Source organism: Paenarthrobacter sp. JL.01a (genome assembly GCF_025452095.1).
Lineage (GTDB): Bacteria > Actinomycetota > Actinomycetes > Actinomycetales > Micrococcaceae > Arthrobacter.
On record NZ_CP104877.1, the window covers coordinates 2,350,326 to 2,371,531 of the forward strand.

21 protein-coding genes are annotated in these 21,206 nt (G+C 62.6%); 18 read left to right on the forward strand and 3 right to left on the reverse strand.

Annotated elements, in window-relative coordinates; translation table 11 throughout:
• Position 1 precedes the first annotated feature (1 nt).
• A complete protein-coding gene (rfbB, locus tag N5P29_RS11060) occupies positions 2 to 1,000 on the reverse strand; it encodes a dTDP-glucose 4,6-dehydratase (protein WP_262275031.1) in 999 nt (332 codons plus the stop codon).
• A 53-nt stretch (positions 1,001 to 1,053) separates the two neighbouring features.
• Between rfbB and rfbA the strand changes: the two genes are divergently transcribed.
• Complete coding sequence (gene rfbA / locus N5P29_RS11065) at positions 1,054 to 1,920, forward strand: glucose-1-phosphate thymidylyltransferase RfbA (RefSeq protein ID WP_262275032.1); 867 nt, start codon at positions 1,054 to 1,056, stop codon at positions 1,918 to 1,920.
• 3 nt (positions 1,921 to 1,923) lie between these two features.
• On the opposite strand, the gene N5P29_RS11070 is transcribed toward rfbA, so the two are convergent.
• The gene (locus N5P29_RS11070) at positions 1,924 to 2,856 is read right to left on the reverse strand and encodes an aldo/keto reductase (protein ID WP_262275033.1); all 933 of its coding nucleotides are present in this window, start codon (positions 2,854 to 2,856) and stop codon (positions 1,924 to 1,926) included.
• A gap of 52 nt (positions 2,857 to 2,908) precedes the next feature.
• Between N5P29_RS11070 and N5P29_RS11075 the strand changes: the two genes are divergently transcribed.
• Both N5P29_RS11075 and mshC read left to right on the forward strand, forming a co-directional pair.
• Complete coding sequence (locus N5P29_RS11075; RefSeq protein WP_262275034.1) at positions 2,909 to 3,742, forward strand: undecaprenyl-diphosphate phosphatase; 834 nt, start codon at positions 2,909 to 2,911, stop codon at positions 3,740 to 3,742.
• Positions 3,743 to 3,757: 15 nt separating this feature from the next.
• Positions 3,758 to 5,035, forward strand: a complete 1,278-nt coding sequence (gene mshC, locus N5P29_RS11080) for a cysteine--1-D-myo-inosityl 2-amino-2-deoxy-alpha-D-glucopyranoside ligase (RefSeq protein ID WP_262275035.1) — start codon at positions 3,758 to 3,760, stop codon at positions 5,033 to 5,035.
• 81 nt (positions 5,036 to 5,116) lie between these two features.
• Here mshC and N5P29_RS11085 read toward each other — a convergent pair whose 3' ends face one another.
• A complete protein-coding gene (locus tag N5P29_RS11085; RefSeq protein ID WP_262275036.1) occupies positions 5,117 to 6,022 on the reverse strand; it encodes a PAC2 family protein in 906 nt (301 codons plus the stop codon).
• Positions 6,023 to 6,052: 30 nt separating this feature from the next.
• Between N5P29_RS11085 and N5P29_RS11090 the strand changes: the two genes are divergently transcribed.
• From N5P29_RS11090 to tatC, 15 genes are all read left to right on the forward strand, one after another.
• The gene (locus N5P29_RS11090; protein ID WP_262275037.1) at positions 6,053 to 6,865 is read left to right on the forward strand and encodes an HAD family hydrolase; all 813 of its coding nucleotides are present in this window, start codon (positions 6,053 to 6,055) and stop codon (positions 6,863 to 6,865) included.
• Complete coding sequence (locus N5P29_RS11095; protein WP_262275038.1) at positions 6,866 to 8,029, forward strand: site-2 protease family protein; 1,164 nt, start codon at positions 6,866 to 6,868, stop codon at positions 8,027 to 8,029.
• Positions 8,030 to 8,141: 112 nt separating this feature from the next.
• Positions 8,142 to 9,206, forward strand: a complete 1,065-nt coding sequence (locus N5P29_RS11100; protein ID WP_262275039.1) for a tRNA (adenine-N1)-methyltransferase — start codon at positions 8,142 to 8,144, stop codon at positions 9,204 to 9,206.
• Positions 9,207 to 9,302: 96 nt separating this feature from the next.
• Positions 9,303 to 11,111, forward strand: a complete 1,809-nt coding sequence (arc, locus tag N5P29_RS11105) for a proteasome ATPase (RefSeq protein ID WP_262275040.1) — start codon at positions 9,303 to 9,305, stop codon at positions 11,109 to 11,111.
• A 50-nt stretch (positions 11,112 to 11,161) separates the two neighbouring features.
• On the forward strand, positions 11,162 to 12,781 hold the full coding sequence (gene dop / locus N5P29_RS11110) for a depupylase/deamidase Dop (protein WP_262278561.1): 1,620 nt from the start codon (positions 11,162 to 11,164) through the stop codon (positions 12,779 to 12,781).
• A gap of 72 nt (positions 12,782 to 12,853) precedes the next feature.
• A complete protein-coding gene (locus N5P29_RS11115; RefSeq protein ID WP_018777646.1) occupies positions 12,854 to 13,057 on the forward strand; it encodes a ubiquitin-like protein Pup in 204 nt (67 codons plus the stop codon).
• Between the two features lie 80 nt (positions 13,058 to 13,137).
• Complete coding sequence (gene prcB / locus N5P29_RS11120; RefSeq protein WP_262275041.1) at positions 13,138 to 13,947, forward strand: proteasome subunit beta; 810 nt, start codon at positions 13,138 to 13,140, stop codon at positions 13,945 to 13,947.
• Position 13,948: 1 nt separating this feature from the next.
• Entirely contained in the window at positions 13,949 to 14,656 is a 708-nt protein-coding gene (gene prcA / locus N5P29_RS11125; protein WP_262275042.1) for a proteasome subunit alpha, read from the forward strand.
• Between the two features lies 1 nt (position 14,657).
• Entirely contained in the window at positions 14,658 to 16,022 is a 1,365-nt protein-coding gene (gene pafA, locus N5P29_RS11130; RefSeq protein WP_262275043.1) for a Pup--protein ligase, read from the forward strand.
• 129 nt (positions 16,023 to 16,151) lie between these two features.
• A complete protein-coding gene (locus tag N5P29_RS11135; RefSeq protein WP_262275044.1) occupies positions 16,152 to 17,075 on the forward strand; it encodes an FKBP-type peptidyl-prolyl cis-trans isomerase in 924 nt (307 codons plus the stop codon).
• A 74-nt stretch (positions 17,076 to 17,149) separates the two neighbouring features.
• Positions 17,150 to 17,545 (forward strand): FKBP-type peptidyl-prolyl cis-trans isomerase, encoded by a 396-nt coding sequence (locus N5P29_RS11140; RefSeq protein WP_262275045.1) that lies wholly within the window; start codon positions 17,150 to 17,152, stop codon positions 17,543 to 17,545.
• Positions 17,546 to 17,641: 96 nt separating this feature from the next.
• Positions 17,642 to 19,660 carry a helix-turn-helix transcriptional regulator gene (locus N5P29_RS11145; RefSeq protein ID WP_262275046.1) on the forward strand — a complete coding sequence of 673 codons (2,019 nt, stop codon included), beginning with the start codon at positions 17,642 to 17,644 and terminating at the stop codon, positions 19,658 to 19,660.
• A gap of 9 nt (positions 19,661 to 19,669) precedes the next feature.
• Positions 19,670 to 20,020: a hypothetical protein gene (locus N5P29_RS11150; RefSeq protein ID WP_262275047.1), complete on the forward strand. Its 351-nt coding sequence runs from the start codon at positions 19,670 to 19,672 to the stop codon at positions 20,018 to 20,020.
• A 36-nt stretch (positions 20,021 to 20,056) separates the two neighbouring features.
• Positions 20,057 to 20,341, forward strand: a complete 285-nt coding sequence (tatA, locus tag N5P29_RS11155; RefSeq protein ID WP_262275048.1) for a Sec-independent protein translocase subunit TatA — start codon at positions 20,057 to 20,059, stop codon at positions 20,339 to 20,341.
• Positions 20,342 to 20,347: 6 nt separating this feature from the next.
• Positions 20,348 to 21,184: a twin-arginine translocase subunit TatC gene (tatC, locus tag N5P29_RS11160; RefSeq protein WP_262275049.1), complete on the forward strand. Its 837-nt coding sequence runs from the start codon at positions 20,348 to 20,350 to the stop codon at positions 21,182 to 21,184.
• Positions 21,185 to 21,206: the final 22 nt, after the last annotated feature.

The following is a 21,206-nucleotide window of genomic DNA, read 5'->3' on the forward strand; positions in this document are numbered from 1 at the left end:
CTCAGTGCCCTTGGCCAGCGTATTTTGACTCGGTGGCCGCCTTCTGCGGACGCCACCATTCCTCGTTGGCTCTGTACCACTGCACCGTCTCAGCCAGGCCGGAGTCGAAGTCGGGGAACCGGGGCAACCAACCAAGTTCCTTGCGGAGCTTGGTGGAGTCGATGGCGTAGCGCAGATCGTGTCCCGGCCTGTCGTTGACCAGGTCATAGTCATCAGGCTGTTGCCCACCAAGGATCAGCAGCTTCTCCACCACCTCACGGTTGGACCGCTCCCCGTTTGCCCCGATCAGGTAGGTCTCGCCGATCCGGCCCCGTTGCAGGATCGTCAACACCGCGGAGGAATGGTCCTCTACATGGATCCAGTCACGGACGTTCAGCCCCTGGCCATACAGCCTGGGACGCACTCCGTCGAGAATGTTGGTGATTTGCCGCGGAATGAACTTCTCAACGTGCTGGTATGGACCGTAGTTGTTCGAGCAATTGCTGATGGTCGCTTGGAGGCCAAAAGAACGCACCCAGGCCCGGACCAACATGTCCGAACCGGCTTTCGTGGCGGAGTAGGGGCTGGTGGGCCGGTACACCGAGTCCTCAGTGAATTTCCGGGGTTCATCAAGGGCCAGGTCACCGTACACTTCATCGGTGGAAATGTGGTGGAAGCGGGTTCCATGCTTGCGGGCGGCTTCGATCAGGGTGAAGGTGCCCATCAGGTTGGTGTCCAGGAACGGACGGGGATCATCCAGCGAGTTGTCGTTGTGTGACTCTGCCGCGAAGTGCACCACGGCGTCCACGGAGCCTGTCAGCGCATCCACGAGGCCGGCGTCGCAAATATCGCCTCGATGGAATTCGAAACGGTTTACCGGCAGTCCCGCCAGCGACTCCATCTTTCCGGCGTAGGTCAGCTTATCCAGGACAGTGACATGGAGGCCGGTGTGCTCCATGATGAAGTGAACAAAATTGCATCCGATGAATCCGGCCCCGCCGGTGACAAGGATTCTCTGCATGGCCATAGCGTAACCGTCAGTGACGGTGATGTGCAGCGGGAGAGGACAGTTAGATGCGCGGAATTATTCTTGCCGGTGGCACGGGTTCGAGGCTTCATCCAATTACGCTCGGAATAAGTAAACAATTGGTTCCTGTCTTCGATAAACCAATGATTTACTATCCGCTGTGCACTCTGATGCTCGCTGGAATCCGCGACATCCTCGTCATCACAACGCCCGCGGATGGACCCCAATTCGAAAAGCTCCTGGGCGACGGCTCGCAGTTCGGCCTCAATCTGGCGTACGCCCGCCAACCCACGCCCGACGGACTTGCCCAGGCGTTCATTCTCGGGGAGGACCACATCGGAAACGGCAAAGTGGCGCTTATCCTCGGGGACAACATCTTCAACGGTCCGGGCATGGGCAACCAGCTTCGGCATTACGCCGATGTCGACGGCGGTGCAATCTTCGGTTACTGGGTCAAGGACCCCTCTGCCTACGGTGTGGTGGAATTCGATGATGCAGGCCTGGCGGTTTCCATCGAAGAGAAGCCCTCTGCCCCCAAAAGCAACTATGCAGTGCCCGGCCTCTACTTCTACGACAACGACGTTGTCGCCATGGCAAAAGAACTTCAGCCCTCACCGCGCGGGGAACTGGAAATCACCGACATCAACCGCAAGTACATGGAGCTTGGGCGCCTGCATGTGCAGAAGTTCCCGCGGGGGACCGCCTGGCTGGACACCGGAACATTCGGCGACCTCAACGATGCCTCCAATTACGTCCGAACCACCGAGAACCGGCAAGGGTTGAAGATCGGCGCACCGGAAGAAGTGGCCTGGCGGATGGGATATCTGACGGACGACCAACTCCGCCAGCAGGCAGCCAAACTGGCCAAGAGCGGCTACGGCAACTACCTCCTGGACATCCTTGACCGTCGCTGACTGCTAGGCCGCGGAAACATCCTCAAGCGCACGAGCAATCTCCGCCGGGAGCACCGCCAACTGGGCATCCAGCAATTCCTTGAGCTGGACGGCGTTCCTGGGCCCGATGACGGCGGTGGATACCCCCGGCCGGGACAGCAACCAGCTCAACGAAACGTCCAGCGGTGACCGGCCCAGTCCACGGGCGGCCATGGCCACCGCTTCGACTACCCTTGACGCCCGCGGCTCCAGATAGGGCTCCACATACGATGCCAGCCGGCCCTGTGCTGCCCGCGAATCCGCAGGTATCTGCCCCCGGTACTTACCGCTGAGAACTCCACGCCCCAGCGGGGCCCAGGCCATCAGGCCAAGACCGGCGTCCTCGACGGCGGGGATAAGTTCTTCCTCGGGTTTGCGGTGCAGCAGCGAATACTCCGACTGGTTGGCCACCAAGGTAAAGCCTGCTACGGCCGCTACCTTGGCTGTCTGCCAGCTGTTGTAATTGGAAATGCCAACGTAGCGGGCACGTCCGCTTCGCTGGGCCAGTTCCAAGGCTGAGAGCGTTTCATCCAAGGGCACGTTCGGATCCCACTGCTGCGCGAACCAGATGTCGATGTAGTCGGTCCCAAGCCTTGCAAGGCTCGCGTCCAGCGCAGAAAGCATGGCGCCCCGGGATGCGTTGACACTGCGCCGCGTTTCCGACGACGACACGCCGGCCTTGGTGGAGATGACGATTTCTGACCGGGCGACGACGTCACCGAGCATGGAGCCCAGCATTGCCTCGGCCCGGCCCTGCGCGTACGAGGCGGCCGTGTCGACCACCGTTCCACCCGCTGCAACAAATCCGTGAAGCAATTCGGCAGCGTCCTGCTCATCGGTTTCCTGCGCCCAGGACATGGTTCCAAGGGACATCGAAGACACGCGGAACCCACTGTTCCCGACATAACGCTGCTGCATAGCAGCTAGCTTACGGGCAGTTACCAGTGTTCATGACGTAGGGTCTATTCACGTGAACTGGATAGAAGCAGCCTTGCTGGGCCTTGTGCAGGGCCTCACCGAATTCCTCCCGATTTCCTCGAGCGCGCATCTGCGGATTGTCGGCTCATTCCTTCCCGATGCAGCCGATCCGGGCGCAGCCTTCACGGCCATCACGCAGCTTGGCACGGAGACCGCCGTCATCGTCTACTTTTGGCGCGACATCGTCCGCATCGTGCGGGCCTGGTTCGGCTCCTTGACGGGGAAAGTGGAACGGAACGACCCCGATGCCCGGATGGGCTGGCTGGTCATCCTGGGCAGCCTTCCCATCGTCATCCTGGGCCTGCTGTTCCAGGACCAAATCGAATCAGTGTTCCGCAGCATGTGGATTGTTGCCACCATGCTGATTGTTTTTGGCATGATTCTCGCCGTCGCCGACGCCATCGGCCGGCAGGAGCGTGACCTTAGCCAGCTGAGCTACAAACACGGCATCCTGTATGGCTTTGCCCAGGCAATGGCGTTGATTCCCGGCGTTTCGCGCTCGGGCGGCACCATCACCGCAGGCCTGCTCATGGGCTATACCCGTGAAGCCGCCGCGCGCTACTCCTTCCTGCTTGCCATTCCGGCAGTGTTCGGCAGCGGCCTCTACCAGCTCTACAAGACAGTCACCAAAGAGGGTTTGGCCGGCCCTTACGGACTGCCGGAGACCGCCCTGGCCACGGTCATCGCCTTCGTTGTGGGTTACGTCATCATCGGCTGGTTCCTGAAGTTCGTCTCCACGCGCAGTTACCGGCTCTTCGTCTGGTACCGCATCTTCCTTGGGTTGGCCTTGTATGTCCTGCTCGGTTTCGGTGTGATCAGTGCCTAGCACTAAGGTTGAGTCGTGAAATCGTGGATCTCCCGCCCTGTACCTGAACTGCCCGGCAGCATGCCGCCCGTACGGCTGTACGACACCGCTCTTGGCCGTGTCGTGGAGGTGGAACGGCAGGCCGAGCAGTCGATGTACGTCTGCGGCATCACGCCCTATGACGCAACGCATATGGGCCACGCAGCGAGCTATGTAGCGTTCGACCTGCTGAACCGCGCCTGGCGTGATGCGGGTATCCGTGTTTCCTACGTACAAAACGTCACGGACGTCGATGATCCCCTTCTTGAACGCGCCAACGCTACTGGCGTGGACTGGCGTGAACTGGCCGAAAGCCAGATCCAGCTCTTCCACACGGACATGGACGCCCTGAATGTCCTCGCGCCGGAGCATTACGTTGGCGCCGTCGAGGCAATCCCCGACATCGTGCCGGCCATTGAGCAGCTCATCTCCGATGGTGTCGCCTACCGCGTTCAAGGCACCGACGGAGAACCCGACGGCGATGTCTACTATGACGTCGAAGCGGCCGGCAAGAGTTCCAGTGCTACCGATGCCTGGACTCTTGGCGATGTGTCCGGGCTCGGTGAAAGCGAGATGCTCGCGCTGTTCGCCGAGCGCGGGGGAGACCCCGGCCGGCCCGGCAAGCGAAACGCCCTTGATCCCCTCCTGTGGCGCGTAGCCCGTGACGGGGAGCCCAGTTGGCCAGGCGCCAGCCTTGGGGCCGGACGCCCAGGCTGGCACATCGAATGTACGGTGATCGCCCAAAAGTACCTTCCGGCGCCCTTCACCGTGCAAGGTGGCGGTTCCGACCTGATTTTCCCGCACCACGAGATGGGTGCCGGTCACGCCTACTCCCTCGCCGGAGTCCCGCTGGCCCGTCACTATGCCCACGCGGGCATGGTTGGTCTTGACGGAGAGAAGATGAGCAAGTCCAAGGGAAACCTGGTCCTCGTCTCAAAGCTCCGTGCGGCCGGTGAGGACCCTGCTGCCATCCGCCTGGCAATCCTTGCAAACCACTACCGCTCCGACTGGTCGTGGACGGACGAAGACTTCGCTGCGGCCAAGGACAGGATCGCCGTTTGGCGGGCAGCCTTGCAGCAGGCTCCGGCGGGTTCTGCGGCCGGGCTCGTCGCAGCCATGCGCAAGGAGCTGGCCGAGGACCTCAACGCGCCGGGCGCGTTGGCCGCCGTCGACCATTGGGCCCAGGAGGCAGTACGCAACGGTGCGGAGAAGTCCGCACATGACGCGGCACTGGTTTCCGACGCCGTCAACGCTTTGCTGGGCGTGGAACTCTAGAATCGCGCCAGGAACAGGAAACGGCCCCGACGAATGTCGGGGCCGTTTCCTGTTCCTGCGGTCATGGGGATTCCCGCGGTCCTAGGGACGGTCTTTGCCGCGCCGCTTCAGGTAACGCTCGAACTCCCGCGCAATGGATTCGCCCGAGGCTTCCGGGAGATCTGCGGTGTCCTTGGCTTCCTCCAGCTGGCGCACGTAGGCAGCAATTTCCGGGTCTTCCGTTGCGAGCTCATCCACCCCGCGTTCCCAGGCTTCCGACTCTTCGGCAAGGGCATGGCTGTCCAGGGGCACTTGTAGCAGGTCCTCGATCTTGTGCAAAATGGCGAGCTGGGCTTTGGGGGAGGGCGGCTGCGCCACATAGTGGGGAACTGCAGCCCAGAGCGAGACCGTGGGCAGACCAGCCAAAAGGGCGAATTCGGCCAGAACCCCGACGATTCCCACGGGCCCTTCGTATTGCGAGGCCTCCAGGTTGAGGCGTTCCCGCAAGCTGTTGTCCTCCGAGGTGGTGCTGACCGGAATGGGCCGGCTGTGTGGAACATCGGCCAGCAAGGCGCCGACCAGGATGACCGAATCCACCTTGAGTGCCTCGGCATGCACCAACAGCTCGGTGGTGTAGGCACGCCAGCGGTAGGAGGGTTCGGTGCCGAGGACGAAAACCACGTCCACGTTGCTGTCCGGAACGGCGGCCTTGTAGATCCGGGTGGAGGGCCATTTCACTTTCCGGGCACCGGAGGAGGTGCGCCGCACTGTGGGCCTGGTGAACTGGAAATCGTAATATTCCTCGGCGTCCACGGTGGCAATCTTCTTGCCGTTCCATAGCTTGTTCAGGTAGTGCAGAGCATCGCTGGCTGCTTCACCGGCGTCGTTCCAGCCCTCAAAGGCAGCGATCATTACGGTGACGCGCTGTCCTTCCGCGGGTTCCTTGAGGAAACGCTCGGGCTCCACGGTGATGTCCTGCCCTTCGGGGGTCCCGTCCACACTGTTCATCCACTCACCCTACGTCCAAGACCCCAATGGATGCATGGCATTTCGCGTCAACGCGTGTCCCGTATTCGCCCACAGCACAATGCCGGAACTGCGGGCCATCAGGTTCCACGTAGACTGGAAACCATGCATTCAACACCCAGCCAGCCCCTCCTCAAAGCCGTGCTCTGGGATATGGATGGCACACTCGTGGACACTGAACCCTATTGGATCGCGGCCGAGCGCGCCCTGGTGGAGGCACATGGCGGCACCTGGAGCCACCAGCAGGCCATGCAGTTGGTGGGCCAGTCCTTGCTTCACTCCGCGGCTGTCCTGCAGCGGGCCGGAGTCAAACTCGAGGCCCGCGAAATCGTGGATACTTTGAGCGCACAGGTCATTGCCCGGGTCCGACAGGAAGTCCCGTGGCGCCCGGGAGCGCGCGAGCTGCTGGATGAACTCCACGCGGCAGGCATCCGCTGCGCCCTGGTAACCATGTCGGAAGGCCCGCTCGCGGGAGTGGTGGTTGAAAGCCTCCACAAGCCGTATTTCGAGTTCATGGTCACCGGCGACACCGTCACCCACGGAAAGCCCCACCCGGAGGCTTACCTCACCGCGGTGGAACGGCTGAAGCTAGACGACCCTTCCATCACGGTGGACCACTGCGTGGCCCTGGAGGACTCCATCCCGGGAGCCACGGCCGCCATTGCATCAGGTGTGGTAACCGTGGGAATTCCGCACCAGGTACCCCTTCCGGAGGACCCGCGCATGATCATGTGGCCCACCCTTGCAGGCAGGACGACGGCAGACGTACAACGGTTGGTCCTGGACCGCTTCCCGGCTCTGAACCTCGTTGAAGGGGCCAACTAGGTGAGCAGTTCCCCCGCACCCCATCACGCCGCGTCGAAAAAGGAAGGCATCCCGCTGGGGAAGATCGCCGGCGTGCCCGTCTACCTGGCGTACTCCTGGTTCGTGATTGCCGCGATCACAGTGGTTTTCTACGGCCCGGTTATCATCGACAAGTTTCCTGGCATTGGCAACTGGGGATACCTGGCTGGCCTTGCAGTCGCCTTGCTGCTGGCCGTCTCTGTCCTCCTGCACGAAATGGCCCACGCCCTCAGCGCCAGGGCCTTCGGTTGGCCCACAGAGAAGATCGTGCTGAACCTGTGGGGTGGCCACACCCAATTCGAAAACTTCACGGCCTCGCCCGGCCGCTCGGTCATCGTTGCCCTCGCTGGACCGGCGTCGAACTTCGTCATCGCCGGGATCATGTGGGCTGTAACGTCCACCGGAACGCTCAGTGGCATACCCCGTATGCTGGCCGACATCCTGATGCTCGCCAATCTCGTGATCGGTATCTTCAACGTCCTGCCCGGAATGCCCTTGGATGGTGGCCGCCTGGTGGAGTCAGCTGTCTGGAAAGCGACGGGCAGCCAGGACAAGGGAACCATTGCCGCCGGCTGGTCCGGCCGGATCATCGTGGTGGCTTTGGTGATCTGGTTCATTGTCGTGCCGTTCCTCAGGGGCCAGTTGCCCGACCTCATGTACACGGTTGTTACCGTCCTGGTCTGCGGCTTCCTCTGGATGAGTGCTTCGAGCTCCATCCACCACGCAAAACTGCGCAGCCGCCTGTACATGGTGACTGCCGCCGGCCTGGCAGAGCCCGCTGTCGGTGTGCCGAACTCGGCCACAGTGGCAGACGTCCTGGCCATAGCACCTGCGGGAAGTCCCGCCGTCGTGATCTGCGGACCTGATGGCAAGCCGCAAGGCGTTGTTGATGGTCCCGCCGTTGCAAGCGTCCCCTTTGAAGCGACCACGACGACGCCCGTCACCGCGGTTGCCCACGCCCTGGCCGCCGGGGCGTACGTCCCCGAATGGTCGAAGGGCCAGGAGCTGATCCAGTACTTGGCGCAGCTGGACGGCGGCGAATACGCTGTGGTGGACCACAACGGAGTCGTCACCGGATTGCTTCGCCAGGACGCCGTAGTGACAGCCATAACAGGCAAGGAACCCCGCAGGAGCGGTCGCGCCTGACCACAGGACCGGTAGAGTTACATGCCGGCCGTCTTAGCAAGAACCCAAACCTTCGGCGCCCAGCAGCCAGCAACACGTCGCGGCCAAGCCGTACAAGAGCGAGGAACACCACATGAACCGCGAAACCGCCGCCCCCGAGGCAAGCGCAAGCCCGGACAAGGCAGCCACCGGCTCCACTGTGCAGCCAACGGGTGCTGCTCGGCGTCGCGGGCCCTTCCGTGTGGGAGAGCGGGTCCAGCTCACTGACGAGCGCGGGCGAATGAACACGATCATGCTGGAAGCGGGCGGCGCGTTCCACACGCACCGTGGATTCCTGAACCACGACGAAATCATCGGCAAGGTAGATGGTTCCGTGGTGAGCAACAATGTTGGCCAGCAGTACCAGACGCTGCGCCCCCTGTTGTCCGACTTCGTGTTGTCCATGCCCCGTGGTGCTGCCGTTGTCTACCCCAAAGACGCAGCCCAGATCGTTACCATGGCAGACATCTTCCCGGGTGCCCGCGTTGTGGAAGCAGGCGTCGGATCAGGCGCACTGTCGATTTCGCTGCTCCGTGCGGTAGGCGACGGCGGTTACCTGCACTCCTTCGAGCGTCGCGAAGAGTTCGCTGACATCGCCCGGGGAAACGTGGAGACCATCTTCGGCGGGCCCCACCCGGCCTGGCAAATCTCCTTGGGCGACTTCCAGGAGGAAGTCGTCAAGGCTGAGGCTCCCGGATCCGTGGACCGCGTGGTCCTGGACATGCTCGCTCCATGGGAATGCCTCGACGCCGTCGCAACCGTCCTGGCACCAGGTGGCGTGTGGATCAACTACGTCGCCACGGTGACGCAGTTGTCGCGCACCGCCGAAGCGATCCGCGCCGACGGCCGCTTTACCGAGCCCGATGCCTGGGAGTCCATGGTCCGTGGCTGGCACCTGGAGGGCCTGGCCGTCCGGCCCGACCACCGCATGGTTGCCCACACCGGTTTCCTGTTGGTAACCCGGCGCCTGGCCGACGGCGTGACCGGAATTTCCGTGAAGCGGCGTCCTTCCAAGACTGAATTCAGCGAAGAGGACCTCAACGCCTGGACCCCCGGTGCGGTAGGCGAACGTTCTGTCTCGGATAAGAAGTTGCGCCGCGCCGCCCGTGATGCCATCGCCGGAACCAACGTCCAGGACGACCCCACGGTCACAAACTGAAAAGGTCACAATAGGGTCCGCATTCCGGATGTCATCGGGCACCCTGGGCTTTTCGGGACTAAGGTCTTGTTAAGCGCAGGAAGGGGCTGATGAATCGTGGATACGCCAAACAACGACCTTGGACGGCCGACGCCGGAGGATGCAAATACAGCGGCAGAGGAAAGGGCGGGCCGGGGTATCGCCCCAGTTCAGCCACCTGAACCCTCCACCGACCTGACTGTTGCCGAACGGCAGATCAACATCCTTCGGGACAAGCTCCGCCACATTGACCGCCAGCTGGCCGCCGCTACCCAGAACAACAGCAAGCTCGTGAGCATGCTGGAAACTGCCAAAGCCGAGATCCTTCGCCTCAAGGGGGCCTTGGAGCAGGAGGGCCAGCCGCCCTACAGCTTCGGCACCGTACTCCAGGTCAACCCGCGCAGGCAGCCGGCGCCCGGAAGTTCGGGGCAAGCTGCGACGGAAGAGTCTGTGGACATCTTCAACGCCGGCCGGAAGATGCGCGTGGGCGTGAGCCCCCTGGTCAATGTCAACCAACTCGCTGTAGGGCAGGAAGTCCTGCTCAATGAAGCGCTCCTCATCGTGGCAGGACTTGGCTACGAACGGGCCGGTGAGCTGGTCACGTTGAAGGAAATGCTCGGCAAAGACCGTGCACTGGTAGTGGGCCGCGCCGATGAGGAACGGGTAGTCCGGCTCTCCGGTGCCCTCCAGGAACTCCACCTCAAGGTCGGCGACGCACTTTCGCTCGATTCCCGGACCGGGTACGCCCTGGAGAAGGTTCCCCGCGCCGAAGTGGAAAACCTGGTCCTCGAGGAAGTTCCGGACATCACCTACCAGGACATTGGCGGCCTCGGTCCGCAGATTGAACAAATCCGTGACGCCGTTGAATTGCCGTTCCTGCATCCGGACCTCTACCGCGAACACGGATTGAAGGCCCCCAAGGGCATCCTGTTGTACGGTCCTCCGGGCTGCGGAAAGACCTTGATCGCAAAAGCCGTGGCGAACTCCCTCGCTGCCAGGGCCGCCGAACGCGCCGGCAACACCGACCTCAAGAGCTACTTCCTGAACATCAAGGGTCCAGAGCTCCTGGACAAGTATGTCGGCGAAACTGAGCGGCATATCCGGTTGATCTTCGCCCGGGCCCGTGAGAAGGCGTCGGACGGCAGCCCCGTGGTTGTCTTCTTCGATGAGATGGACTCGCTTTTCAGGACCCGCGGTACCGGTGTGTCATCCGACGTCGAAACCACCATCGTGCCCCAGCTGCTCAGCGAGATCGACGGCGTGGAGCGCCTGGACAACGTCATTGTCATCGGCGCATCCAACAGGGAAGACATGATCGACCCCGCGATCCTCCGGCCGGGACGCCTCGATGTAAAAGTGAAGATCCAACGGCCTGATGCCGAAGCTGCCGCAGACATTTTTGCCAAATACATCACAACGGACCTGCCGTTCCACGCCCAGGACCTGGCGGAGTACGGCGGCGATGTCCAGGCAACGGTGGACGCCATGGTCCAGCGGACCGTGGAAGCCATGTACTCCACCGAGAAATCCAACGAGTACCTCGAAGTCACCTACGCCAACGGCGACACGGAGATGCTGTATTTCAAGGACTTCAATTCCGGAGCTGTGGTGCAGAACGTGGTGGACCGCGCCAAGAAGTACGCCATCAAGGATCTTTTGACCAACCAGCAAAAGGGCCTCCGGATCGAGCATCTGCTGCGTGCCGTGGTGGATGAGTTCCGGGAGCACGAGGACATGCCGAACACCACCAATCCGGACGATTGGGCCCGCATTTCGGGCAAGAAGGGTGAGCGGATCACCTACATCCGGACCATCGTCCAAGGCAAGGCCGGGCAGGAACCTGGCAAGTCCATCGAGACCACCGCGAACACGGGCCAGTACCTGTGACAGCAAGACCCGAAGGTACACCCGCAGAGAAACTGCCCACAGGCGGAGCGATGCGCGTCATGGGCTCGGAAACTGAATACGGTATCCATGCGCCGTCAGCACCGGGCGCCAATGCCACCATGATGTCTGCGAGGATCATCCAGGCCTACGCCGCCGTGACGCGCCAGCGCGCCGCCGGCGGGGCCGAGACACGGTGGGACTACACGGACGAAGAGCCGCTCCACGACGCGCGCGGCTGGACGGTGGACAGGTCGGCGGCAGATCCAAGCCAGCTCACCGACCAGCCACCGGTTCTCGACGCCGAAGCTGTCGCCTTGGCATATGGCCGCCAGGAACTGGAGCTTGATGGCGCGGACGAGTCCGGTTCCCTCCTGATGAACATGGTGCTCGGCAACGGCGCGCGTCTGTACGTGGACCATGCCCATCCGGAGTACTCCAGCCCGGAGGTCACCAATCCCCGGGATGCGGTTGCCTGGGACGCCGCCGGCGACCTCGTGGCGCTTGCCACAATGCGGAAGGTTGCCGCCGACACCAGCTTGCCTGCCATCAACCTGTACAAGAACAACACCGATAACAAGTCGGTGTCCTACGGCTCCCATGAGAACTACCTCATGCCCCGTTCGGTGCCCTTTGGCGACATCATCCGCGGCCTGACGCCGTTCTTCGTGTCCCGTCAGGTTCTCTGCGGTGCCGGCCGCGTGGGGTTAGGGCAGGACAGTTCAACTCCGGGTTACCAGATCAGCCAGCGGGCCGATTTCTTCGAAGCGGAAGTCGGGCTGGAGACAACCATCCGCCGCCCCATCATCAACACCCGGGATGAACCGCATGCAACGGCCGACAAGTACCGCCGCCTGCATGTGATCATCGGGGACGCCAACCTCAGCCAAGCCTCCAACTACCTCAAATTCGGTACCACGGCCATGGTCTTGAGCCTCATTGAGGCCGGACAGGCTCCCAAAGTCGAGGTCCACGAGCCTGTGCAGGCCCTTCAGGCCGTCAGCCACGACACCACTCTGACGGCGACGGTCCGGCTGCTCGACGGGCGCAGGGTGACAGCGCTCGATCTGCAGTGGATGTACTACGAGGCCGCAGCGAAGCTTGCCCAGGAAACCGGCGTGGCAGATTCCCTCTCCGGAGACGGCCACAGCAATGAGGTTCTCTCACGCTGGGAATCCACGTTGACCGCGTTGGGCTCCGATGTCATGTCTGCCGCTTCCTCCGTGGAGTGGGTGGCGAAAAAGTCGATCCTGGAGGGGTACCGTAACAGGGACGGCCTGGGTTGGGACGACGCCAGGCTCGGTTTGGTGGACCTTCAGTGGTCCGACATCCGCCCCGAGAAAGGCCTCTACTACAGGCTTCTGTCCAACAACCGCATGCAGCGGGTGGTGGACGACGCCGACATCGCCCGGGCGGTGACGGAACCGCCGTCGGATACCCGCGCGTACTTCCGCGGCAAGTGCGTTTCGAGGTTCGGCAAGGACGTTGTGGGCGCCAGCTGGGACTCGGTGATCTTCGACGTGCCGGGACTCGGGAAACTACAGCGCGTGCCAACCCGTGAACCCTTGCGCGGGACACAGGCGCTGACCGGAGCACTCTTCGAACGCCACACTGAAGCGGGCCCGTTCCTGGCCGAATTGTTGGGCCAGAATCCACCACCGGCAAGGGCCTGAACCAGCCCGCAGCGTGGCAATATGGCAGTAGGAAGTCTCCGATAACAGGGGACTGACAGTAGGGAGAAAGAAATGGCAGCTCAGGAGCAGCAACAACCACAGTCGCGGGAAACCGAAGCTGAAGTGGACGTCCCGGAGGCTCCGCCCGCAGCGCCCGAGGCCCAGGCATCGGAGGCAACACAGGGCGTGGATGATCTCCTCGACGAAATCGACGGCGTACTGGAATCGAACGCCGAAGAGTTCGTCCGGGCCTTCGTCCAAAAAGGCGGTCAGTAACCGGCCCCACACCCAGGATCTACCACCCGGACGGCGTGAGGCCGCCGGGCACCGGAACGCAGAGTCGAAGGAGTGCAGCAATGCAGGACCCATCAAACGGCCCCCTGGCCACCCAGGCAACGTCTTCATTCACCGAGCATCTCCAACGCTCGCGTCCTGAACTCCTTCCGTTCAATCAACCGCTGCCCGCCGGCTCCGTGCCGGCATCACCCCACGCCACCACCATCGTGGCGCTGACATACGCCGGCGGAGTGCTGATGGCGGGTGATCGTCGCGCCACCATGGGCAACGTCATCGCCAGCCGCCACATCGAGAAAGTGTTCCCGGCCGATGAATTTTCGGTACTGGGTATCGCCGGGACAGCCGGCCTGGCAATCGACATCACGCGCCTTTTCCAGGTGGAGCTCGAACACTACGAAAAGATCGAAGGTACGCTCCTGAGCCTGGTGGGCAAGGCAAACCGCCTCGGTGCCATGATCCGGGGGAACCTGCCCATGGCGATGCAGGGGATGGCGGTCATTCCGCTGTTCGCCGGCTTCGACCACGTCAGCGGCGTGGGCCGCTTGTTCTCCTATGACGTCACGGGCGGCCGCTATGAAGAGCAGGAACACCACTCGGTGGGATCGGGATCGGTCTTTGCCAGGGGTGCGCTGAAGAAGCTGTGGAAGCCTAATCTGACCGAGGAGGACGCGGTCGCGGTAGCTGTCGAGGCACTCTACGACGCCGCTGACGATGACTCCGCCACAGGCGGCCCGGACCCGGTACGCCAACTCTGGCCAGTTGTTTACACAGTGAACCGCGCCGGAAACCGCAGGGTTCCTGAGCGGGACCTCGCGGCCATTGCGGGAGACATCGTTGAATCGCGGGCCATCGCCGGACGGGAGGCCTGAAATGACGCAGCAGTTCTATGTTTCTCCTGAACAACTGATGAAGGACCGCGCGGACTTCGCGCGGAAGGGCATCGCCCGCGGCAGGTCCGTCGTGGTCATCAGCTGCGCCGACGGCATCGCGCTGATCGCCGAGAATCCATCACCGTCCCTGCACAAAATCGGCGAAATCTACGACAAGATCGCCTTTGCGGCCGTAGGCAAGTACAACGAGTTCGAGAGCCTGCGCCAGGCAGGCGTCCGCTACGCCGATGTCCGCGGCTACTCCTACGACCGCGAAGACGTCACAGCCCGCGGCCTGGCCAGTGTGTACGCGCAAAGCCTCGGAGCTGTGTTCACCGCTGAACAGAAGCCTTTCGAGGTTGAACTGGCGGTGGCCGAGGTAGGCGCGACGCAGGAGCAGGACCACCTTTACCGCCTGACCTTCGATGGTTCCATCGCTGACGAGAACGGTTTCGTCGTCATGGGCGGACTGGCAGACCAGATTTCCGACGTCGTCAGCGGGGCCTGGGAGCCGGAACTCACCCTCCCGGGGGCCATGCGTCTGGCGTTGCGTGCCTTGGCTGCCGATAAGGAACTCGAAGCCCTGCCGGCTACCGCCGTCGAAGCCGCTGTCCTCTACCGCGCGTCGGAGAGCCACCGCGGATCACGCCGGGCGTTCCGGCGGCTGCTGCCCGAGGACATGACCCGGTTGCTCACAGAGGAGGCCTGAGATGGACAAACGCATATTCGGCATCGAAACGGAATTCGGGATCTCCTATTCCAGCCCTGATTCGCGTCCTTTGGCACCTGAGGAAGTGGCCCGCTACCTCTTCAGGAAAGTGGTCAGCTGGGGGAGGTCTTCGAACGTCTTCCTGACCAACGGCTCGCGGCTCTACCTGGACGTGGGTTCCCACCCCGAATACGCCACGGCTGAGTGCGATGACCTTGCCCAGCTCATTGCCCACGACAGGGCAGGGGAGCTCATTCTCGATGACCTCGTTGATGAGGCCCAGAGCAGGCTGGCCGCCGAAGGCTTCAACGGAACCGTCTACCTTTTCAAGAACAACACTGATTCGGCGGGAAACTCCTACGGCAGCCATGAGAACTACTTGATTCCCCGCCGCGGTGAATTCTCGCGCTTGGCCGAAATCCTGATTCCCTTCCTGGTGACCCGGCAGTTGATCGCAGGTGCCGGCAAGGTATTGAAGACCCCGCACGGCGCCACCTTTGCCTTCTCCCAACGCGCAGACCACATCTGGGAAGGCGTGTCCTCCGCGACCACCCGCTCGCGTCCCATCATCAACACCCGGGACGAGCCGCACGCCGACGCCGAGTTCTACCGTCGTCTCCACGTCATCGTCGGGGACTCCAACATGTCCGAGACAACGGCCTTGCTCAAAGTCGGTACCGTGGACCTCATTCTCCGGATGATCGAGTCGGGCGTCATCATGCGGGACATGCGCATGGAAAACCCCATCCGCAGCATCCGGGAAATTTCCCACGACCTTACGGGCCGGGCTTTGGTCCGCCTCGCCAACGGCAGGCAGCTCACAGCCCTTGATATCCAGCGCGAATACCTCACCAAGGTCACGGACTTCGTCGCCACCAATGGAGCCCACAACGCCCACGTCCCCTTGATCCTGGACCTGTGGAAGCGCACTCTTGACGCCATCGAAAGCGGCGACACGAGCACCATTGACACCGAGGTTGACTGGGCAATCAAGAAAAAGCTCATGGATGGCTACATGGGACGGCACGGGCTTGGCCTCGATTCGCCGCGGATCGCCCAACTCGACCTTACGTACCATGACATCTCACGGCAGAGGGGCCTGTTCTTCCTGCTCCAGGCCAGGGGAGCGGCCCGCCGCCTCGTCACAGAGACCGACGTCAAGGACGCCGTGGATGCGCCTCCCCAGACCACTCGTGCCAAGCTGCGCGGTGACTTCGTCCGCCGGGCCCAGGAACTTGGCCGGGACTACACCGTCGACTGGGTCCACCTGAAACTGAACGACCGCGCGCACCAGACCATTCTCTGCAAGGACCCCTTCCGTAGCGAGGACGAAAGGGTGGATGCACTCCTGGACTCCATGGGCTGACCCTCGCTTTAAGCTGGCTCCCAGCTTCACGGGCTATTCTGGATAATGGTCTCTTTTCAGGAGACAACCTGCTTGGAGGCGTAATTCGCTGATCCGAGTGTCCTTTGCCCCGACGAAAGTGTCTTTTTTGTGCGCCGACTCCTAGCAATTCTTCTTCCTGCCCTGCTGCTCATGACCGCGTGCGGCGGAAGCAACGCGGCACCCGAGCCCAGCAGCCAGTCCGCGGGTGACATTTCCAAGCTCGACTCCGTGAAAGTGACGGACAACGGCAACGACAAAGCACCCGGCGTTGAATTCTCCAAGCCGCTCAGCGTGTCCGAACCCACGGTCAAGGTAGTCAAGGAAGGTGACGGAGAGCGCGTAAAGGCCGGGCAGACGGCCGAACTCGTCTACGTAGCCATGGATGGCAATGACGGCAAGACGGTGGAAGACGCCTACGCCAATGGTCCCCAGCCAATCGAGCTCACGGATGAACTGAAGTCCGGCAACCCGCAGATCTACAACGCGATCGTGGGTGCCAAGATCGGTTCACAGATCGCATTCGCCGCCCCTGGCAACGCCGAAGCGTCGCCGGCGGCCGCCACCCAGTTGGTTGTCTTCAAGCTGCTCTCCGCCAAGGACCCGGCTCCGGTGCTGGACAAGCCCGAAGGTGACCCGGTTACTCCTCCCGCCGGTCTTCCTACCGTGAAGGAAGACGACAAGGGCATTCCCCAGATCTCAGTTGACGGCGTCGCAGCCCCCAAGGAGCTCATCGCCCAGGACCTGATCAAGGGCAATGGCGCCGCTGTCAAGGCATCCGACACCCTGACCGTGAATTACGTTGGCGTGAACCTCGTAGGCGGCACCAAGTTCGATTCCAGCTACGACCGTGGAAAGCCCGCCAGCTTCCCCCTCACCGGCGTCATCAAGGGCTGGACGCAAGGCCTCGAGGGCAAGACCGTTGGTTCCCGCGTCCTGTTGGTCATTCCGCAGGACCTCGCCTACGGCGCCGCCGGCCAGGGCGAGGCCAAGGGTGACCTTGTCTTCGTCGTGGATATCCTGGGCGTCAAGTAACCCCACCGCAATCTGCAGGCACTGGCTTAGGCTGGTTCCTGGCACCAATCCATCACCCACACCAAGGAGTAACCATGTCATTTGGTCAGCGTGACTTCGACCGCACCAAGCCGGAAATCGACTTCCCGGAAGGCGATGTCCCCACGGAGCTCGTCATCACGGACCTCATCGAAGGCACCGGCCGCGAGGCCCAGGCCGGGGACACCGTCTCCACTCACTACGTTGGGGTTGCCTGGTCAACGGGCGAAGAATTCGACGCTTCCTGGGGCCGTGGCGCCCCTCTGGACTTCCGCGTAGGCGTTGGCCAGGTTATCCAGGGCTGGGACCAGGGCCTGCTGGGTATGAAGGTTGGCGGACGCCGCCGCCTCGAAATCCCCTCGGAGCTTGCTTACGGCTCACGCGGCGCCGGCGGGGCCATCAAGCCGAACGAAGCTTTGATCTTCGTGGTTGACCTCGTGGCTGTCCGCTAAGGAACAGCCGTCCCCCGAGGCGCGTCACTTTCCGGTAAACCCCGGCTGGTGACGCGCCTTGCTGTTTTCCCACTGGACTTTAGTAACGTAGCAACCGTGTCCGCATCCCGCACTGAACGACTCCTGAACCTCCTCCTTGCATTGCTCAATACAAGAGTGGGCCTTCCACGCTCTGTCCTGCGCGAAAAGGTTTACCACGATACCGCCGCAAACGATGTCGCCTTTGGGCGCATGTTCGAGCGCGACAAGGCCGAACTGAAGCAGTTTGGCTTCGAGGTGGAAACCTTGATGGACCCCGGCAGTTTCGGTGCGGACGATCCGGCATCAGCCCGCTACAGGATCGGCAAGGATTCCAACAGGCTTCCGGAAGTCCAGCTGACCCCGGCCGAGTGCACCGTCCTCCTGCTGGCCGCCCAGCTGTGGGAGAGGGCCGCCCTGGGCAACGCCGCCGCAAACGCCGTCCGCAAGCTGCAGGCGGCCGGTGGATTCACCGACGTCGAACTTCCTGCAGGTGTTCAGCCCCGCATCAAGCCGGCGGGCCAGGCATTCGACGACGTCGTTGCAGCCATGCACGGCAGGCACCCCGTCCGCTTCGGCTACCTTGCCGTCAGCACCGGGCGCGAGGAGACACGCGAAGTTGAGCCGTGGGGCCTGGGCAGCCGCTTTGGCCAGTGGTACCTGGTGGGGTTCGACAGGGGGAGGGGTGCCAAGCGGATCTTCAGGCTCTCGCGGATGACCACCGCGCTGACCGTTGTGCCCGGAAGCAGCTTTGTCCCACCGGAGGGCTTCAACGCGCGCACGGAGCTCGATTCACTCAACGAACTGCCGCTCCAAAAAGCCGTCCTGCACGTGGATAAGGACCGTTTGCTGGCACTGCGCAGAAGGGCGGTCGTCACGGAGATATCGGACGTCCACCCGCACAGGGACCGGATCGCTGTGGAATTCCGGGATCCTGAACTCCTCGCCGAAGAGCTTGCCTCCTACGGTCCCCACGTAGAGGTGGCAGAACCTGCGGAGCTGCGCGCCGCTGTCGCACGCCGACTCAAAGGTGCGCTGGAGTTCGACGCCGCACTGGCGGTGGAGGTGGAGTTCCCCGAGGCCGGCCGCGCCCCGCGCGCCCGCAAACGCACGTCGGAGGACCAGCTGGCCAGGATGCTGCAGTTGGTGCCGTTCCTGGTCCACCACCAGGGCCTGCACATCCAGGAGGTGGCCGACCGCTTCGGCATCTCGCGCAAGGACTTGATCGATGACCTGAAGATCCTGATCTGTTCCGGGCTTCCGGAAGGCTACCCCGATGACCTGCTGGACATCCAATGGGAAAACGACCACGTCTACATTTCTGAACACCTGGACCTGAACCGTCCGGTGCGCTTCAGCGAAGACGAAGCCGCCGCGTTGCTGACGGGCCTGGCGATGCTGGGCGACCTGCCTGCCCTGGCCGGAATGGCGGATGAGGAGTCCGGCAGTGCGCTGGAGTCCGTCACGATAAAACTGACCGGTGCCGCAGGCCAGGCCGGCCGCTTGGCCGGGTCCGTGGCCGGGCAGTCAGTGGCCCCCCAGCAATCCGAAGCCTTCGCCACCATCACCCAGGCCATCAGGGATGGCCGGCAGTTGCGGCTGCGGTATCTGTCCCTGCAACGCGACGAGGTGTCAGAACGCGACGTCGACCCCCTGCGGCTCTACTCGATGGACAACACCTGGTACTTCGAGGCGTACTGCCACAGCAAGTCAGGAATCCGGAACTTCCGGCTGGACAGGGTGGAGGCACTGGAACCGAACGGCCGTGCGGCTTCAGACCAGGCAACCACGGACCAGGACTTTCCGGCGCGCCTGTTCACACCCGGCGATGACGACGTGTTGGTGGTCCTGCAGTTGACCCGCCAGGGCGCCGGGCTGGCAGATGACTACTACGCCGAGCGCACGGCCCCACTGTCCGACGGCGGCTTGCTCGCCGAGGTGCGGTTCGGCGACGCAGGCTGGCTGCCCATGTTCGTCTCACAGCACGGCGGGACGGTCCGGATCCTGATGCCCGACTCCTTGCGCGAGGAGGCGGTGGCTTGGCTGAAGGCTGCCCTGGCACAGTATGGCGATGCTTCCGGCGCCGAGGCTGGCTAGACTACTCAGATGCCTTGGTGGTTTTGGATCCTGCTGTGGATCGCACTCGTAGCTCTTGCCCTGCTCCTGCACCTGACCCTGGGGTATCGCCTGTTCAGGAAATTCATGGCAACTGTTCATGATCTGTCCGACGCAGGGAAACGTTTCAGCAACCTTTCTCCCGGCGTTGAAACCTCCGATGTGGAGGTGGCGGAAAAGCGCCCAGCGCCGGGGTCAGCAATTTTTGCCTCACCGGATCAGATGCGTCATGATTACCTGACGGCCAAAGCCTTCCGTCAGGAAGTTCGCCGCCAGAAGCGCGTCCAGCGCAAAGCGGAGCGGGGTCAGCCGCAATCCCTGCACGACATTGAATTCAGTTAGACGTAGGATGTATCCAAAAGGAAAGGACCTCTCCACATGAGGCTTGAAGGCTGGCATCTCATCATCATCATCGTTCTGGCCCTGGTGCTTTTTGCAGCACCGAAGCTGCCGTCCATGGCGCGCAGCATTGGACAGTCGATGCGTATTTTCAAGTCCGAGGTCCGGGAAATGAAGAAGGATGGTTCTTCCGAAGCGAAGGACTCACAGAACGCTTCCGACCCCGTCGAAGGCAAGGTTGTGGGCCACCCCGACGCCACGACCCCCGACGTGAAGGCCCGTAACACCGGCGAGACTGACGTTCCGCCCTCCAACCGCGTCTAAAGAGAAGTGGTAGAGACGAAGGGGCGCAAGGCCAACCCCGAAGCCCGGATGGCGCTCCTTGACCATCTCAAGGAGCTGAAGAACCGGCTCTTCAAGGCTGCAATCGGCGTCATCCTTGGGACCGTGGTGGGCTTCATTGTCTACCAGCCGCTCCTGGAGGCCCTGATCAAACCGATCAAGGACCTCAATGAAAAAGAAGGTCGCGCCGCCACGCTGAACTTTGACGGCGTGGCCAGTTCGTTCGACCTCATGGTCCAGGTCTCCGTGTTCCTTGGCGTGTTGCTGTCGAGTCCCGTATGGATCTACCAGCTCTGGGCGTTCATCGTTCCCGGCCTGCACAAGAAGGAACGCCGCCTGGCGTTGTCCTTTGTGGCTGCGGCTGTCCCGCTGTTCATCGGAGGCGTCCTTCTCGCCTGGCTGGTCCTGCCCAACGCGGTCCGCGTCCTGACGGACTTCACCCCGATGGGTGGCTCAAACTTCATCAGCGCTGAAATCTACCTGGCCTTTGTCCTTCGACTCTTGCTGGCCTTCGGCATCGCCTTCCTTGTACCTGTTGTGCTCGTCGGCCTGAACCTGGCCGGCATCGTCAAAGGCAAGCAGCTGGTCAAGAGCTGGCGAATCACCATCTTCCTGGTGTGTCTGTTCGCCGCAATGGCGGCGCCAGGCGCGGATGCCATGAGCATGTTCTACCTCGCTGCCCCCATGTTGCTGCTCTTTTTCGCGGCTATCGGTGTGTGTCTCCTCAACGACCGTCGTCGTGAGCGTCGCGCCATCAAGCGTGCCGCCGAGACGGAAGCCACTGCCGACATCGCGACCCCGGCCGCGGATCTGGAGAATCTGTAGACGTTGGGCCACTAGGCTTGAT